This window comes from Streptomyces sp. NPDC000345, assembly GCF_042898825.1.
In the GTDB taxonomy this organism is placed as follows: Bacteria; Actinomycetota; Actinomycetes; order Streptomycetales; family Streptomycetaceae; genus Streptomyces.
Genome location: NZ_JBIAZE010000005.1, coordinates 149,122 through 162,985, shown reverse-complemented (window position 1 = coordinate 162,985; position 13,864 = coordinate 149,122). Strand labels below are relative to the sequence as shown.

Annotated in this window: 13 protein-coding genes; 7 read left to right on the top strand and 6 right to left on the bottom strand. The window is 73.5% G+C overall.

Going from position 1 to position 13,864, the window contains the following annotated elements; translation table 11 throughout:
• Positions 1-2: 2 nt before the first annotated feature.
• The gene (locus tag ACFY30_RS13850; RefSeq protein ID WP_390655583.1) at positions 3-647 is read right to left on the bottom strand and encodes an HNH endonuclease family protein; all 645 of its coding nucleotides are present in this window, start codon (positions 645-647) and stop codon (positions 3-5) included.
• 375 nt (positions 648-1,022) lie between these two features.
• Between ACFY30_RS13850 and ACFY30_RS13845 the strand changes: the two genes are divergently transcribed.
• Both ACFY30_RS13845 and ACFY30_RS13840 read left to right on the top strand, forming a co-directional pair.
• Positions 1,023-1,604, top strand: a complete 582-nt coding sequence (locus ACFY30_RS13845; RefSeq protein ID WP_390845411.1) for a TMEM165/GDT1 family protein — start codon at positions 1,023-1,025, stop codon at positions 1,602-1,604.
• Positions 1,605-1,747: 143 nt separating this feature from the next.
• On the top strand, positions 1,748-2,401 hold the full coding sequence (locus ACFY30_RS13840) for an HAD-IA family hydrolase (RefSeq protein ID WP_390845410.1): 654 nt from the start codon (positions 1,748-1,750) through the stop codon (positions 2,399-2,401).
• A gap of 25 nt (positions 2,402-2,426) precedes the next feature.
• On the opposite strand, the gene ACFY30_RS13835 is transcribed toward ACFY30_RS13840, so the two are convergent.
• Positions 2,427-3,479: a peptidoglycan-binding domain-containing protein gene (locus tag ACFY30_RS13835; RefSeq protein ID WP_390845409.1), complete on the bottom strand. Its 1,053-nt coding sequence runs from the start codon at positions 3,477-3,479 to the stop codon at positions 2,427-2,429.
• A 169-nt stretch (positions 3,480-3,648) separates the two neighbouring features.
• Between ACFY30_RS13835 and ACFY30_RS13830 the strand changes: the two genes are divergently transcribed.
• Complete coding sequence (locus ACFY30_RS13830) at positions 3,649-5,697, top strand: MDR family MFS transporter (protein ID WP_390845408.1); 2,049 nt, start codon at positions 3,649-3,651, stop codon at positions 5,695-5,697.
• Here ACFY30_RS13830 and ACFY30_RS13825 read toward each other — a convergent pair.
• Positions 5,678-6,169 carry a GNAT family N-acetyltransferase gene (locus ACFY30_RS13825; protein ID WP_390845407.1) on the bottom strand — a complete coding sequence of 164 codons (492 nt, stop codon included), beginning with the start codon at positions 6,167-6,169 and terminating at the stop codon, positions 5,678-5,680. The genes ACFY30_RS13830 and ACFY30_RS13825 overlap by 20 nt on opposite strands.
• A gap of 174 nt (positions 6,170-6,343) precedes the next feature.
• Here ACFY30_RS13825 and ACFY30_RS13820 point away from each other — a divergent pair, with 174 nt between their 5' ends.
• Together ACFY30_RS13820 and ACFY30_RS13815 are read left to right on the top strand one after the other, a co-directional pair.
• Complete coding sequence (locus ACFY30_RS13820; protein WP_390845406.1) at positions 6,344-7,078, top strand: hypothetical protein; 735 nt, start codon at positions 6,344-6,346, stop codon at positions 7,076-7,078.
• A gap of 6 nt (positions 7,079-7,084) precedes the next feature.
• Positions 7,085-7,765: a hypothetical protein gene (locus ACFY30_RS13815; RefSeq protein ID WP_390845405.1), complete on the top strand. Its 681-nt coding sequence runs from the start codon at positions 7,085-7,087 to the stop codon at positions 7,763-7,765.
• Here the strand turns inward: ACFY30_RS13815 and ACFY30_RS13810 are convergent.
• Positions 7,754-8,188, bottom strand: a complete 435-nt coding sequence (locus ACFY30_RS13810; protein WP_390845404.1) for a DUF1992 domain-containing protein — start codon at positions 8,186-8,188, stop codon at positions 7,754-7,756. The genes ACFY30_RS13815 and ACFY30_RS13810 overlap by 12 nt on opposite strands.
• 123 nt (positions 8,189-8,311) lie before the next feature.
• Between ACFY30_RS13810 and ACFY30_RS13805 the strand changes: the two genes are divergently transcribed.
• Positions 8,312-8,704: a hypothetical protein gene (locus ACFY30_RS13805; RefSeq protein ID WP_390655591.1), complete on the top strand. Its 393-nt coding sequence runs from the start codon at positions 8,312-8,314 to the stop codon at positions 8,702-8,704.
• Positions 8,705-8,734: 30 nt separating this feature from the next.
• On the opposite strand, the gene ACFY30_RS13800 is transcribed toward ACFY30_RS13805, so the two are convergent.
• Both ACFY30_RS13800 and ACFY30_RS13795 read right to left on the bottom strand, forming a co-directional pair.
• Positions 8,735-9,406 (bottom strand): O-methyltransferase, encoded by a 672-nt coding sequence (locus ACFY30_RS13800; RefSeq protein ID WP_390845403.1) that lies wholly within the window; start codon positions 9,404-9,406, stop codon positions 8,735-8,737.
• Between the two features lie 118 nt (positions 9,407-9,524).
• Positions 9,525-11,330 (bottom strand): DUF2330 domain-containing protein, encoded by a 1,806-nt coding sequence (locus ACFY30_RS13795; protein WP_390845402.1) that lies wholly within the window; start codon positions 11,328-11,330, stop codon positions 9,525-9,527.
• A 409-nt stretch (positions 11,331-11,739) separates the two neighbouring features.
• Here ACFY30_RS13795 and ACFY30_RS13790 point away from each other — a divergent pair, with 409 nt between their 5' ends.
• Positions 11,740-13,794, top strand: a complete 2,055-nt coding sequence (locus ACFY30_RS13790) for a bifunctional glycosyltransferase 87/phosphatase PAP2 family protein (protein ID WP_390845401.1) — start codon at positions 11,740-11,742, stop codon at positions 13,792-13,794.
• The last annotated feature ends 70 nt before the right edge of the window (positions 13,795-13,864 follow it).

The window sequence follows — 13,864 nt, the reverse complement described above, 5'->3', positions numbered from 1 at the left end:
GATCAGCAGCTCGCGAGGTAGCTGGTGAGCGCGGACTTCTCGGCCGAGTCGACGGAGAGGTCGTAGTAGTACTTCACCTGCACCCAGGCGCGGACGTAGGTGCAGCGGTAGGAGGTGACCGACGGCATCCAGGTGGCCGGGTCCTGGTCGCCCTTGGCCTGGTTCACGTTGTCCGTGACGGCGATGAGCTGCGGGCGGGTCAGGTCGTTGGCGAAGGCCTGGCGCTGCGCGGTGGTCCAGCCGCTCGCGCCGGAGTCCCAGGCCTCGGCGAGCGGCACCAGGTGGTCGATGTCGAGGTCGGAGGCGGCGGTCCAGGTGGCGCCGTCGTACGGGGAGTACCAGCTGCCGCTGGTGGAGGCGCACGCGGAGTCGGTGACGACGTTCGAGCCGTCGCGCTTGAGGACCGTCTCGCGGGTGTTGCAGGTGCCGGAGATGGTGATCCAGTGCGGGAAGAGGTCGCGGCTGTAGCCGGTGCGGTTCTCCGTGGCCACGGTGAGCGAGGCGAGGTAGGTGCGGGCGGTGGCCGCGCTGACCGGGGTGGGGAGGGCGGCGGAGGCGGTGGGGGAGTTGAACAGCGCGACGGAGGCTATGAGACCGGTGAGTGCCGCGAGTATGCTCAGCCGTCGACGCGCGTAGAACTTGGGCATGCGAACTCCCTTGAGGGGTGGGGGTGGTGGCGCGAGCGGTTGGAATGCTCGCGGCGCCGCATTGCGGGGAGGTGTGCGCTCGGTAAGAAGTTAGTGACGTGCACATGACACGACAAGCTCTTCGGCGGAACGATCTCGTATGATGGATGCAGCAGAAGGGGAGTAGCTCTTCGCCGGACCGTCGACATACTGCTCAGCTCGTCTGAGCCGGCGCCCGGAGGCAGGCCCGTTTTCACGGAGCCGGCCAGCGAGACCTTCGGCAAGCAGTGCACATCCGTGCCGTTCGGCACGGATGACGTGTGCTGCCGTGCCGAGGTGTCCCGCGTCGTGGAAAAAGGACTCTCGGTGGGGCGGCCCCCGACCGATTGAGGAACCTTGATCAGCATCACCGTCCTGGCGCTCGTCTTCGGCGTCGTCTTCCTGGCCGAACTGCCGGACAAGACCGCGCTCGCCGGCCTCGTCCTCGGCACCCGCTACCGCGCCTCCTACGTCTTCGCGGGCGTCGCCGCCGCCTTCGTGCTGCATGTCTCGCTCGCCGTCGCCGCGGGCAGTGTGCTGACGCTGCTGCCGCAGCAGATCCTGCACGCGCTGACGGGTGTGCTGTTCCTCGGCGGGGCGGCGATGCTGCTGCTCAAGAAGGACGAGGACGAGGAGGAGGTCCGGCGGCCGGAGAACCAGTCCTTCTGGAAGGTGGCCGGGGCCGGTTTCATGCTGATCCTGGTCGCCGAGTTCGGCGACCTGACCCAGATCATGACCGCGAACCTCGCCGCCCGCTACGACGACCCGCTCTCCGTCGGGCTCGGCGCGGTGCTGGCCCTGTGGACGGTGGCCGGACTGGGCATCGTCGGCGGTCAGGCGCTGATGAAGCGGGTGCCGCTGAAGCTGATCACGCAGATCGCCGCGCTGCTGATGCTGGGGCTGGGCGCGTGGAGCCTGTGGGAGGCGGTCGCGGGCTGAGCTGAACGCCCGGTGAACGCTTTCCGGCGGGGGTGGCGGCGGACGCGCTTTATTTTGTACCGTGGAGAAACAAAGTGGCTCCCGCCCGTTTTCCCTGACCGGCGGGCGGGGCCGCCTTGTTTCTACGTCCTCTGGAGCTGCCGATGCCGGTCCTGTCCGCCCGTGCCCTTCTCCTCGACATGGATGGCACCCTCGTGAACTCCGACGCCGTCGTCGAACGGATCTGGCGGCGCTGGGCCGAACGGCACGGACTGGACGGCGACGAGGTGATGAGCGTCGTCCACGGGCGGCAGGGGCACGCCTCGATGGCCGTGCTGCTGCCCGGCCGGCCGATGGAGCACAACCTCGCGGACAACGCGCGGATGCTGGCGGAGGAGACGGCGGACCTGGACGGAGTGGTACCGGTGCCGGGAGCGCCGGAGTTCCTCGCCTCCCTGATCGAGCAGGGCGTCCCGCACGCGCTGGTCACCTCGGCCGACGCCCCGCTGTCGACGGCCCGGATGGCGGCGGCGGGGCTTCCGCTGCCGCCGGTACGGGTCACCGCTGAGTCGGTGGGGGCGAGCAAGCCGGACCCCGAGGGGTTCCTCAAAGGCGCGGCGGAGCTCGGCGTCGCGCCCGGGGAGTGCGTGGTCTTCGAGGACTCCGGGGCGGGGATCGCCGCGGGGCGGGCGGCCGGGACGCGGGTCGTGGGCGTCGGACCGAGGGCGGGTGCGCACGGGCCGGACGCGGAGGTGCGGGACCTGCGCGCGGTGCGGGTGGAGGCGACGGCGGACGGGGTGCTGATCCACATCGGGTGAGGGCGGCCGGCCCTTCCGGCGAGGCCTACGGCTCCTTGGTCTCCGCTTCCAGGCTCGCCCTCGTCGCCGCCCCGTAGACCCCGAGCTCGTCGTCCTCGACGCCGCGGGACCACTGGTAGTTGCGCAGGGCGCTTTCGACCTCGGTGGTGAAAGAGCCGTTCGTGTCGCCGTTGTAGAGATACAACTGGTGCAGCCGGAGCTGGAGTTCGGTCACCTCCGAACCCTTGTCCCCCAGACGCAGGACGGGCGCGGTGATGGTGTCCTGGCCGTCGTCGGCCTGGTTGCCGGGCCCGATGGTCCCGGTGGCGCGGGCCGTCGGCGCCGCCGTGCTCGCCTCGGCCGAGGCGGAGGCCGACGGTGAGGCACTCGACTCGGACGCGCTCGGGGACGGGCTCTCGCTCTCGGTGGGCGACGACGAGGAGGCGGCGGCCGAGGGCGAGGCGGAGCGGCTCGCGGCGGACGCGGAGGCCGCGCTGGTCGAGGTGTCGGGCACGGCGGCCCGTACGTCCTCGGGGGCGGCGCCGTCCCGCGCCGGCTTCTCGTAGGTGAACAGTCCGCTCGCGAACCCGGCCGCGGCCACCACGGCCACGGCCGCACCGCCGGCCGCGATCAGCAGGGTGCGCCGGCGCCGGCCGCGCGGCGGTTCCTCGTCGTCGGGACGTGACCAGGCCGGTCCTTCCCGCACCTCGAACCGGCTCGGGCCGGGGGCGCCGGGCTCGGCGGCCGGTCCGACCCGCTCCAGTCGCACGGTCTCGTCGGCCGGCACGGGCGGGTCGCCCGGTACGCCCGGGGCGGCCGGTACGGCCCGCAGGGGCATGGTCGCGTCGGCCGCGTCACCGCCCGGCCCGCCGGGCGGGCCCCCCAGTTCGACATAGGGCCGTATCCGCAGCGGATCGAAGTCCTCCGCCGCTGCCGCCTCCGCCGTCCGTGTCTCCCGCAGGGCCTCCGAGGCGCGCTCCGCACAGGCGCAGGACGGGGTGTTGTCGGGTGCGCGCAGCGCCCCGCACTCCGGGCACGGGTGCCCCTGCGGCGGCCCCGGTCGCCCCGGTCGCCTCTGCCGCCCCGTCCGATCGCTCACCTGTTCGTCCCTCCCCGTGAGAACTCCAGAGTTTATGCAGATCCTCCACACAGCCGGTTCCCCGAGGCCCCGGAATGCCCGCTTCCGTAGGGACCAAGGGAACTCGGGAGGCCATAACGGGGCACACCGATCACGATGGACAGTGGCACAAGAGCCTCAGGAGGTATCCATGGCCTTGGACGCGCACAGCAGGACGGCGGATCCACATCAGGAACACGTGTCCGGAAACGTCCTCGTCTCCATCGGCGCCCTGCTGCTCGGCATGCTCCTCGCCGCCCTGGACCAGACGATCGTGTCGACCGCCCTGCCCACGATCGTCAGCGAACTGGGCGGTCTGGAGCACCTGAGCTGGGTCGTCACCGCGTACCTGCTCGCGTCGACGGCCGCGACCCCCCTGTGGGGCAAACTGGGCGACCAGTACGGGCGCAAGAGGCTCTTCCAGACCGCGATCGTGCTCTTCCTGATCGGTTCGGCCCTCTGCGGAATGGCGCAAAACATGCCGCAGCTGATCGCCTTCCGCGCGGTCCAGGGGCTGGGCGGCGGCGGTCTGATGGTGCTGTCGATGGCGATCGTCGGCGACATCGTCCCGCCCCGGGAACGCGGCCGCTACCAGGGCCTGTTCGGCGCGGTGTTCGGCGCCGCCAGCGTCCTCGGACCGCTCCTCGGCGGCCTGTTCACCGAGCATCTGAGCTGGCGCTGGGTGTTCTACGTCAACCTGCCCGTGGGCGTCGTCGCCCTCGCCGTCATCGCGACCGTCCTGCACATCCCGCGCAGGGCGACCCGGCACGTCATCGACTACCTCGGCACCCTCCTCATCGCCTCCGTCGCCACCTGCCTGGTCCTGGTCGCCTCCCTCGGCGGCACCACCTGGGACTGGGGCTCGCCGCAGATCGTCGGGCTCGCCGTCCTGGGCGCCGTACTCGCCGTGGCGTTCGTGGCCGTGGAACGCCGGGCGGCCGAACCGGTCCTGCCCCTCAAGCTGTTCCGCGTCCGCACCTTCACGCTCTCCGCCGTCATCAGCTTCATCGTCGGCTTCGCGATGTTCGGCGCGATGACCTATCTGCCGACCTTCCTCCAGGTCGTGCAGGGCGTCTCCCCGACCATGTCCGGCGTGCACATGCTGCCGATGGTGGCCGGCATGCTGCTGTCGTCCACGGCCTCCGGACAGATCGTCAGCCGCACCGGCCGCTGGAAGGTCTTCCCGCTCTGCGGCACCGCCGTCACGACCGTCGGCCTGCTCCTCCTGCACCAGCTCGACGAGAACAGCTCCACCGCCGGGATGAGCACGTCCTTCTTCGTCTTCGGCCTGGGCCTCGGCCTGGTGATGCAGGTCCTCGTCCTCATCGTGCAGAACGCCGTCGCCTACGAGGACCTCGGCGTCGCCACCTCCGGCGCCACCTTCTTCCGGTCCATCGGCGCGTCCTTCGGCGTCGCCGTCTTCGGCACGGTCTTCGCGGGCCGCCTCGGCGACAAGCTCACCGACGCCTTCCGGGGCGGACTGCCCGCCGGGCTCTCGGTGGACGCCCTGGAGTCCGACCCGCGCGACATCGCCCGGCTGCCCTCCTCGCTGCAGCCGGCGGCCCTGCACGCGTACGCGTCCGCCATCACCGACGTCTTCCTGTACGCCGCCCCCGTCGCCCTCCTCGGCTTCCTCCTGGCCTGGTTCCTCCGCGAGGACCCGCTGCGCGGCTCGGTCACCGCGCCCGACGTGACGGAGACCCTCGCCAGCAACCCGGTCGAACGGTCCTCCTACGACGAGGTGTGCCGGGCGCTGTCCGTGCTCGGCACCCGCGAGGGCCGCCGCGAGATCTACCGCACGATCACCGCACGGGCCGGCCACGACCTCCTCCCGGCGGCGAGCTGGCTGCTGCTGCGGATGAAGAGGTACGGCAGCGTCGAGCCGGGGATGCTCGCCGAACGCACCACCGTCCCGCTGCCGGTGATCCTCGACGCCGCCCGCCAGGTCGAGGAGCGCCGGCTCGCCGTGCGCGAGGGCCTCGACCTGTTCCTCACCCCGCAGGGCCGGGAGGTCGCCGGGGACCTGGCGCGGGTGCGGGAGGACTCGCTGGCGGACCTGCTCGGCGACTGGTGGGGCCCCGACCGGCCGACCGACCTGATCCAGCTGGTCAAGGAGCTGAACGACGAGCTGTGCGGCTCCGACCGCGAACAGCCGCACGAGGGACGGCCGGTGCCCCGGCTCAGCCGAGAGCCTTCGTGAACCAGTGCTCGGCGTAGACGTCGTCGTTGTGCCGCCCGGACTCCGTGTAGCCGAGCCGCGCGTAGAGGGCGCGGGCCTCGACCAGGTCACTGCGGGTGTCCAGGATCATCCGCGTGGCGCCCAGGGCGCGGGCGGCGTCCTCCGCGGCCCCGACGAGGAGCGGCGCGCCGCCCTTCCCGCGCAGTCCCTCCCGCACGAACACCCGCGTGAGCTCGGCGGTCGCCGCGTCCAGCAGCCGTACGCCCGCACAGCCGCCCGGCTCACCGTCGTACCGGCCCACCAGCAACCGGCCGCCGGGCGGGGTCAGTTCGGCCCCGGTGCGGGCGGCGACCTCCCGCTCCAGCTCGTCCGGGTCGGTCCGGCGCCCCTCGTGCAACAGGTACCAGCGGTCGCTGACCTCGGTGTAGTACTCCCGCCAGAGCGCGGCGGCGACGGGGGAGTCGAAGGGTTCGGCGGCGACGGTCCAGGTCATCCGGTCATTCTGCGGAGCCGGGGTGCGGGGCGCGCAACCGGATATGCGTGACCCCGCGGACCGGATCCGCCGCGCCGGCGCCCGCGGGCCCCGTGCGGGACCCGTTTGGGAGGGGTCCTGCGGGCAACCCGGAACGCGAACCGGCCCGTGGGGCCGACACACCGGAAGGCAACCATGTCCACAGGCGTGATCATCGCTCTGATCGTGGCTGCGGCGGCCGTAGTCGCCGTGGCGGCGATCCTGGCCGTGCGGGCTCGGGGCTCGCACGGCGCACACGGCCTGAAGCAGCGCTTCGGGCCCGAGTACGACCGGGCCGTGGCCCGGCACGACGGGGACGTCAAGGCGGCCGAGCGGGAACTCGGCGCGCTCGTGGAGCGGCACGGCGGACTGCGCGAGCGGCCGCTGGAGCCCGCGGAGCGCGAGCGGTTCGAGGCCCGCTGGACGGCCGCGCAGGAGCGCTTCGTCGACTCCCCGAGCGAGGCGGTCGCCGAGGCCGACCGTCTCCTCGCCGAGGTGGCCGGCGCCCGCGGCTTCCCCGACGGCGCCCAGTACGAGGAGCAGGTCGCCGCGCTCTCCGTGCACCACGCCGACCACGTGCACGGCTACCGGCGTGTGCACCGGGTGGCCGGGGCACGGTCCGGCGGCGGCGACCGCTTCCGCGAGACGGAGACGCCACGCGGCGTATCGGGCCCGCGGGACGGTGCCGAGCCCGGCACACGGGACGGCCGCGCGCCCGGTACCGAGGACATGCGGGCCGCCATGGTCGAGGCCCGCGCCCTCTTCGACGACCTGCTGGGCGCGGCCCACCGCGACTCCGGCCGCCACCGGTCCGAGCGCCGCCGGACCCAGTCCGACCGCTCCCACCACCAGCCGTGGGGCTTCCACCGGCACCAGACGAAGGAAGGGTGACGCGCGATGCCCGACATGACCCAGGATTCCGAGAGCCGTCGGCCCCGCACCCCGATGGAGAAGGCCCGGGCGGCGGCACGGCCCGGCACCGGTACGGAGACCGGGACGGCCGCCGGCGGGACCCCGTCCGGCGAGGTCGCGCCCGGCGGGGACGAGCGCACGGGCCCGGTCGCGGGTGCGGCGGGCCACCGGGAGGCGGGCGCGGTCGGCACCGCCGGAGCCGGAGCGGCCGGTACCGCCCCGGCCGCCACCGGATCGGCCGGAGCCGCCGGACGGGACGCCGGCCTCGGGACCACCGCCACCGGGACCACCGCCACCGAGCCCGGCACGGCTGCCGGGCGCGGCACGGCCGACGGCGGCGGGCACGGCTCGCCGCTGCTGCCGCGCGACGAGTGCGACGACCTCGCCTCGCGGATGCAGCACGCCGTCGTCGGCTTCGTGGACGGCCCCAGGGACGCCGTCGCGGAGGCCGACCATGTGCTGGAGGAGCTCGCCGCACGCTTCACCGACGCCGTGAACCAGCGACGCCGTACCCTGCGCGGGTCCTGGCAGCTCGCCGAAGGCGGGAAGACCGGCCGAACCGACAGGACGGGGACGGCCGGGGAGGCCACCGGCACCGACACCGAACAACTCCGGCTGGCCCTGCGGGACTACCGCGAACTGACGGAGCGGCTGCTACACGTGTGACCCGTCGTCCGCACCGCCCTGTGCCGCCCGGCGCTCCCGCCACTCCCGTACGACCGCTTCCACGTCGTACGGCTTCATGCCCAGCGGGGGGCCGGGCGGCGGCTTGAACATCATGTCGCGGAGCTTGACGTTGACGTCCGTGATGATCTTCCGGACGATGCGCTCCGAGGGCGCCGCACGGGCCGCCGCGAGGGCGTCCTCCGCCTCCTTGCGCAGGGCGAGGGCCGGAGGCAGGACCGAGAGCCCCTCGCGCGCCATCTTGCCCCTGATCCACCAGAGTTCGTCGTACGAGGTGTCGGTGCCCGGCGGCAGCGGCCGGCCCGCGCCCGGAAGCCGGTCGAACTCCCCGCGCCGCTCGGCGTCACGGATCTGCTTGTCGACCCAGGACTCGAACGGCACACCCGGTGGCTTTCGCTCGGTCATGCGTCCATTGTGCCGGACGGGACCGGCCCGGGCGATTTATCATGCGGCCGCTGTGCAAACACTGTTCAGCGCCTTACCAGCCGCCATTCAGCCGTCGATTCACGGCTTCACGAAGGAGCGCACGTGCTCGAACTCACCATGGCCTCCGTCTCCGGGACGGAAGAGGGCGCCACGGCCGGCATGCTCATGGCCGACGCGCCCAGTGACCCGGGCGCCGTGCTGCGGGTGGGCCGGGACAAGTCGGTGTGCCGCCTCGTGACGCCCGAGGACTGGCTGTTCGTCTCCAGAGTGCACCTGGAGTTCCTGTGCGGCCCCGAGGGCACCTGGCAGGTCTCCTGGCTGCGCGGCTCACAGGACGAGCCGTCCTCCGAAGTGCGGCTGGTCGTCGGGGAGTACGCGCAGCAGATCGCCTACGGCGGGACCGTACCGCTGCCGCGCGGCGGTTCCGGCGAGATCATCGTCCTCGACCGCACCGGGCCGCGCAGCGTCAACGTCGGTTTCTACCACGAGATGTAGCCCCCTGCGGATCACCGGGGTGCCGAAGGGCTACGCGCGCACGCGGGCCAGCGCGAAGCCGTCGTAGCCCTTGGCGCCCACGGTCTGGATCGCCGTGCCGCTCAGCCGGGGGTGGGCGCCGATCAGTTCGATCGCGGCCCGCGAGCCCCGCACGTCCCCCTCCTCACTGGCCGGGTCGACGACCCGGCCGCCGCGTACCACGTTGTCCACGACGATCAGGCTGCCGGTGCTGGTGAGTCTCACCGCCCACTCCAGGTAGTGCGGGTTGTTGGACTTGTCGGCGTCGATGAACACCAGGTCGAACGGGGGCGGGTTCTCGTCGGCCAGCCGGGGCAGCAGTTCCAGGGCCGCGCCGACCCGTACCTCCACCACCTTGTCCAGGCCCGCGCGGGCGATGTTGCGGACGGCGACCTCCGCGTGCCGCGGGTCGTACTCCAGCGAGATCAGCCGGCCGTCGGCGGGGAGCGCGCGGGCCAGCCAGATCGTGCTGTAGCCGGCGAGCGTGCCGATCTCCAGGATCGTCCGCGCCCCCTGGATCTCGGCCAGCAGCTGGAGCAGCTTGCCCTGGTTCGCCGTGACGTTGATCCCGGGGAGCCCGGCGGCCTCGCTGTCGCGCAACGCGGCCGCGGTCACCTCGTCGTCCGGGGCGAGGTGGTCCGTGAAGTAGGCGTCGACGGCGTCCCAGACCTGCGACTCGCTCATGCGCTCTGCCTCTCGTGTGACTTCATCTAGTTAGAACCGCTAACTAGCCATGCCAACGGGCCCCGCCGTGCGCCGGTTCCCCGTCGAAGGGTCCTCCCCGGTTCCCCGCCCCGTGAATTCACCCGTTCGGACGAGGGGTCACCGGGAGCGTGAAGGGCTTCGGCGGTGAGGGGGACCGGGGAGGCGTGACGGGCGGACGGGGCGGCCGCGGCGGGGCGACGGGCGACGTGGCGCGGGGGGAGGGCGCGGTCGGGGGCGGGGGAGAGGGCACGGTCGCGGACCGGGAGGGCGTTGCGGGGGAGTGCGGCGGGGGCGGGGGTGCGGCCGGCCGTGGGGGTACGGCGATGGGGGCGGGGCGGGCCGTCGGCCTCGGGGGTACGGCGGTTGGGGCGGGGCGGGCCGTCGGCTTCGGGGGTACGGCGGATTCGGCGGGGCGGGTGGTCGGCTTCTGGGGTAAGGCGGTGGCGGCGGGCTGTGTGGTCGGCTTCGGCGGTACGGGGGTGCCGAGGGGGTGTGTGGTCGGCTTCGGCGGTACGGCCGTGCCGGCGGGGTGCGGGGACGGCACCGGGGGCGTCACCGGGGGCGTCACCGGGGACCGCCGCCCCGCAGGCACGACCGGCGCGCCCCGTCCCCACGCCGCCGCCGGAGCCGGCCGTCCCGGCGCGGGGACCGGCGGGGTCTGTCCCTGCCCCTGTCCCGGCGCCGGGACAGACGAGGTTTGCCCCGGAGCGGTGGCCGGTGGGGCGGGCTGGTGGCCCGAGGCGTGGCGGGGGCCCGGCTGGACCGATCGGCGGGCCTGCCGCCCGCGGAACGCGAGCGCCACCGACACCGCGGCGACCGCCGCGAGACCGCCGCCCACCGTCAGCAGCCACACCGGGACGCCGGCCACCCTCAGCAGCCGGTCCTCGTAGATCACCTGCCGGAACGCGGTGTCCGTGGCCGCCCGGCGCAGTTCGTGGTCCCCGGAGATCACCGAGGGGCGCGGGAACTCCTGGGCGACGGCCGTCAGATACGGCGTGCCGGCCGCCAGTTCGCCGAGCGGACCGCCGGCCGACGCGCCGACCCGTCCCGCGAAGGTGACGCGGGGCCGCTCCCCGCCGATCCGGGACACCGGTTCCATGCGGTGGGCGGCGAGGACGTACAGACCCAGCGACTGCGGGGTGGCCGCCAGCCGGGACAGCCGCATCGGATAGACGGGGGCGTCGGCGGCGAAGGTGAGGCGGAGGGGGTCGAGTTCCCCGTTCAGGGCGGTGCCGGCGGTCCGGGGGGCCAGCTTGACCGCGACGTACTCCCACCGCCGCTCGACGTACGGCTGGAGGGCGGTTTCGAGGCGGGGCGGGAAGACGAAGTCGTTCTCGGTCAGCCAGTCGTCCAGGGCGGCCGGATCGGTGGCCGTCAGCCGTGCCACGTCGAACGGCCCGAGCCGCTCGCGCCCGACCACATCCACCTCGGCGCCGGCCGGCGGCGGGGGCGGCGGGCCCTGCGCACCGGTACCGGTGGTCAGCGGCCAGTCGCCGTCCTGCGGCCAGAAGTGGGTGCGGGCGCGCTGCACGGGGGCGGTGGCGGCGGCCAGCTGGTCGAACAGCTCCCCGTCACCGAGCCCCACGGTCGCCCGGTGCGGCACCGGCATGATCCAGGCGGCCCGTTCGGCGTCCCCGCCGACCCGCAGGCTCATCACGATCTGCTCCTGCCGGCCGTCCCAGCGCACGACGGACACCTCCCGGCCGACCGTGAGCTGCCGCTGGTCGCCCGGGAGCAGGGCACCGCAGGCACAGGCGTACGCCGGCGCGACGAGCGAGCCGAGCTGCACCGCGAGCAGCGCCAGCAGGACGGCCGCGACCCGCGCGCGGGCCCGGGCCCGCGCGCCCCACCGCTCCTCCCGCCGTCGCGCACGCCCCCTCGGTGAACCGATCGTGCCGACCATGTGCCGCAGCCCCTTCGCCGTCCGCCGTCGTCCGCACCGTGATCCGTGACCGCCTGATCCGCGAGCGCCCGATCCGTCCCTGCTGTCGTCGCCCGGTCCTTTGCCGTGCACGACGCGCAGCCGTCCCACTGCCCTCCGTACCGCGCGGGCGTACGACGGTACGGCTGAAGCGACGCTTCCGTTCGTGAGAAGTGCCAGTTCCGGCCGTGCTGTGACCCACATCGCGCCCTGCGGAGGCAACCTCCGCCCCCGCGCACTATCGTCTTCCGGACAAAAGGAGGACCGACGTCAGGTGAAGCGGGGGTTGCCTGCGTCTCTCTCCGGGGGCGGTGCGAGCCGCATAGGGTTCGCTCAGGGAACATCCACGCAACCGAAGCGTGGCACGTACGGGGCGGGAGGCCGACGAGGCGTGGCGAATGCGGAGCACAGCGGGCGACCGGCGGAGGCCTTCGGGGCCACCGCGGTCGGCACGGCGAGGGCACGTCTGCGAGCGGCCCGCCTCGGCCTCTGGCTGCTCGCGGCGGTTCTCGCCGTACGCCAGGTGGCCGTCGTCCTCGGCCCCCCGCGCGGAGAACGGCTGACGGACCTGGAGACCTGGGTCGGCCCGGACGGCGTGCTGCACGTCAACGGCTCGCTCTACGACTCCACCCGCTTCACCGGCACCCCCTTCGGCGGGCTCGTCCTCAAGCCCCTCACCCGGGCGGCGGAACAGGCCCTCGGCTGGGGCTGGACCTTCGGCACGCTGCTCCTGGTCGTGGCCCTGGGCCTGGTGGTCGCGCGTGCCCTTCCCCAGCCGGTGAGCAGACGTACGTCCCTGCTCGCCGCCCCGGTCGCCATCAGCGTGCTCATGCTGTCGCTGCCGGTGCGCAACACCCTGTATCTCGGCCAGACCAGCATCATCCCGGTCCTCCTGGTGCTGCTCGGCTGCTTCGTCGTCCGCGGCCGGAAGGCGGGCGGCGCCCTCATCGGCCTGGCGGCGGCCCTCCAGCCCACCGTCCTGCTGTTCGCCGCGCTCCTGTGGTTCACCGGCCGCCGCCGCGCCGCCGCCGCGACCGGCATGACGTTCGCCGGAGTCACCGCGCTCGCCTGGGCGGCGATGCCGCACGACTCGTACACCTACTGGGTGCACCACATGGCGGGCGTCGGCCTCGGCGGCAAGGCCGACGCCCTCGCCAACCAGTCCCTGCACGGCGCCCTGCTGCGCGTCGGCCTGACCGGCCCGCTGGAGATCGGCCTGTTCCTGGCGCTGGGCGCGGCCGTCGCGGCCCTCGGTGTGCGCCGGGCCGTCCGCTACGCGCGCGACGGACAGCTGCTGCTGGCGGTGGCCCTCACCGGCTGCGCGGCGATCGCGGTCTCCCCGACGACCTGGCAGCACCAGCTGCTCTGGGTCCTGCTCGCCGTGGTGGGCCGGGTCGGCAGACGCGCCTCGGACCGCTACGTCTGGCCCGTGGCCGTCGTCCTCGTCATGACCCTCCCGGCGAAGATGATGCTGCCGAACATGCCGGCCCTCTACCCGCTGCGCGACAACGCGGTCCTGCTGGCCGCCGTCGCCGCCGCGACGGCGATCCCGTTCCTCCCGCGCACGTCCCCGTACTACCGCTTCCCGGTCCCCACGGAGTACGCGGAACCGGTGCCGGCCCGCTGGAAGCACGTCCCGCTGCTGCCGTTCCTCAAGCGCGTCCTGACCCGCCCGAACCTGCTGCTGGAGCTGCTGCTGATCCGCGTCACGTACGCGGCGTACCAGCAGGTCCGGCTGGCGGCGACCGGCGGCTCGAACTCCGCCGGCCGGGTCCGGGCGGAGGCCCACGGGCAGGAGATCCTCGACCTCGAACGCTTCCTGCACATCGACATCGAGCACGCGGCCAACCACTGGGTGGTCGGCGTCGACTGGCTCCGGAACTTCTTCGACTTCTACTACGAGTCCTTCCACTTCGTGGTCCCGCTGACCGTCCTGGCGGTGCTGTACTGGCGCCGCCCGGTGGACTACCGCTGGGCCCGCTCGGCCCTGGGCTTCGCGACCCTCCTGGCCCTGGTCGGCTTCTGGCTCTACCCGCTGGCCCCGCCGCGCCTGATGCCGGCCCTCGGCATCATCGACACGGTCCACGGCGTCCAGGACTTCTCCAAGCCCGACTACGGCACCCTCACCGCCCTGACCAACCAGTACGCGGCGATGCCGTCCCTGCACTTCGGCTGGTCCCTGTGGTGCGGCCTGGTCGTCGCGATCGTCGCCCCGAAGTGGTGGATGAAGGCCCTGGGCCTCCTGCACCCCTTCTTCACGGTCTCCGCGATCGTCGCGACGGGTAACCACTGGGTCCTGGACGCGGCGGGCGGCGCGGCGGTCGTCCTGGCGGGCTTCGGCCTGGCGTACGTCCTGATGGGGCCGCGGGCGGGCGCGGCGGCGAAGGCGGCGCAGCGGCCGGAGCCGGTACCGGCGGCGGAGAAGGAGTCGACGCCGAGCGGCTGACGGTTCCCCCGGGGCCGGCCGCTCCTGCATGCTGCTGCCACCGGGGCCGGCGGACGGCCCGGGAAGGGGG

Bases quoted from the DNA above. Each gene is read 5' to 3' on its own strand.
- ACFY30_RS13850 (WP_390655583.1), bottom strand. From the start codon at position 647: ATGCCCAAGTTCTACGCGCGTCGACGGCTGAGCATACTCGCGGCACTC.
- ACFY30_RS13800 (WP_390845403.1), bottom strand. From the start codon at position 9,406: ATGAGCGAGTCGCAGGTCTGGGACGCCGTCGACGCCTACTTCACGGAC.
- ACFY30_RS13820 (WP_390845406.1), top strand. From the start codon at position 6,344: ATGTCCACAGGCGTGATCATCGCTCTGATCGTGGCTGCGGCGGCCGTA.
- ACFY30_RS13840 (WP_390845410.1), top strand. From the start codon at position 1,748: ATGCCGGTCCTGTCCGCCCGTGCCCTTCTCCTCGACATGGATGGCACC.
- ACFY30_RS13815 (WP_390845405.1), top strand. From the start codon at position 7,085: ATGCCCGACATGACCCAGGATTCCGAGAGCCGTCGGCCCCGCACCCCG.
- ACFY30_RS13830 (WP_390845408.1), top strand. From the start codon at position 3,649: ATGGCCTTGGACGCGCACAGCAGGACGGCGGATCCACATCAGGAACAC.
- ACFY30_RS13810 (WP_390845404.1), bottom strand. From the start codon at position 8,188: ATGACCGAGCGAAAGCCACCGGGTGTGCCGTTCGAGTCCTGGGTCGAC.
- ACFY30_RS13825 (WP_390845407.1), bottom strand. From the start codon at position 6,169: ATGACCTGGACCGTCGCCGCCGAACCCTTCGACTCCCCCGTCGCCGCC.
- ACFY30_RS13795 (WP_390845402.1), bottom strand. From the start codon at position 11,330: ATGGTCGGCACGATCGGTTCACCGAGGGGGCGTGCGCGACGGCGGGAG.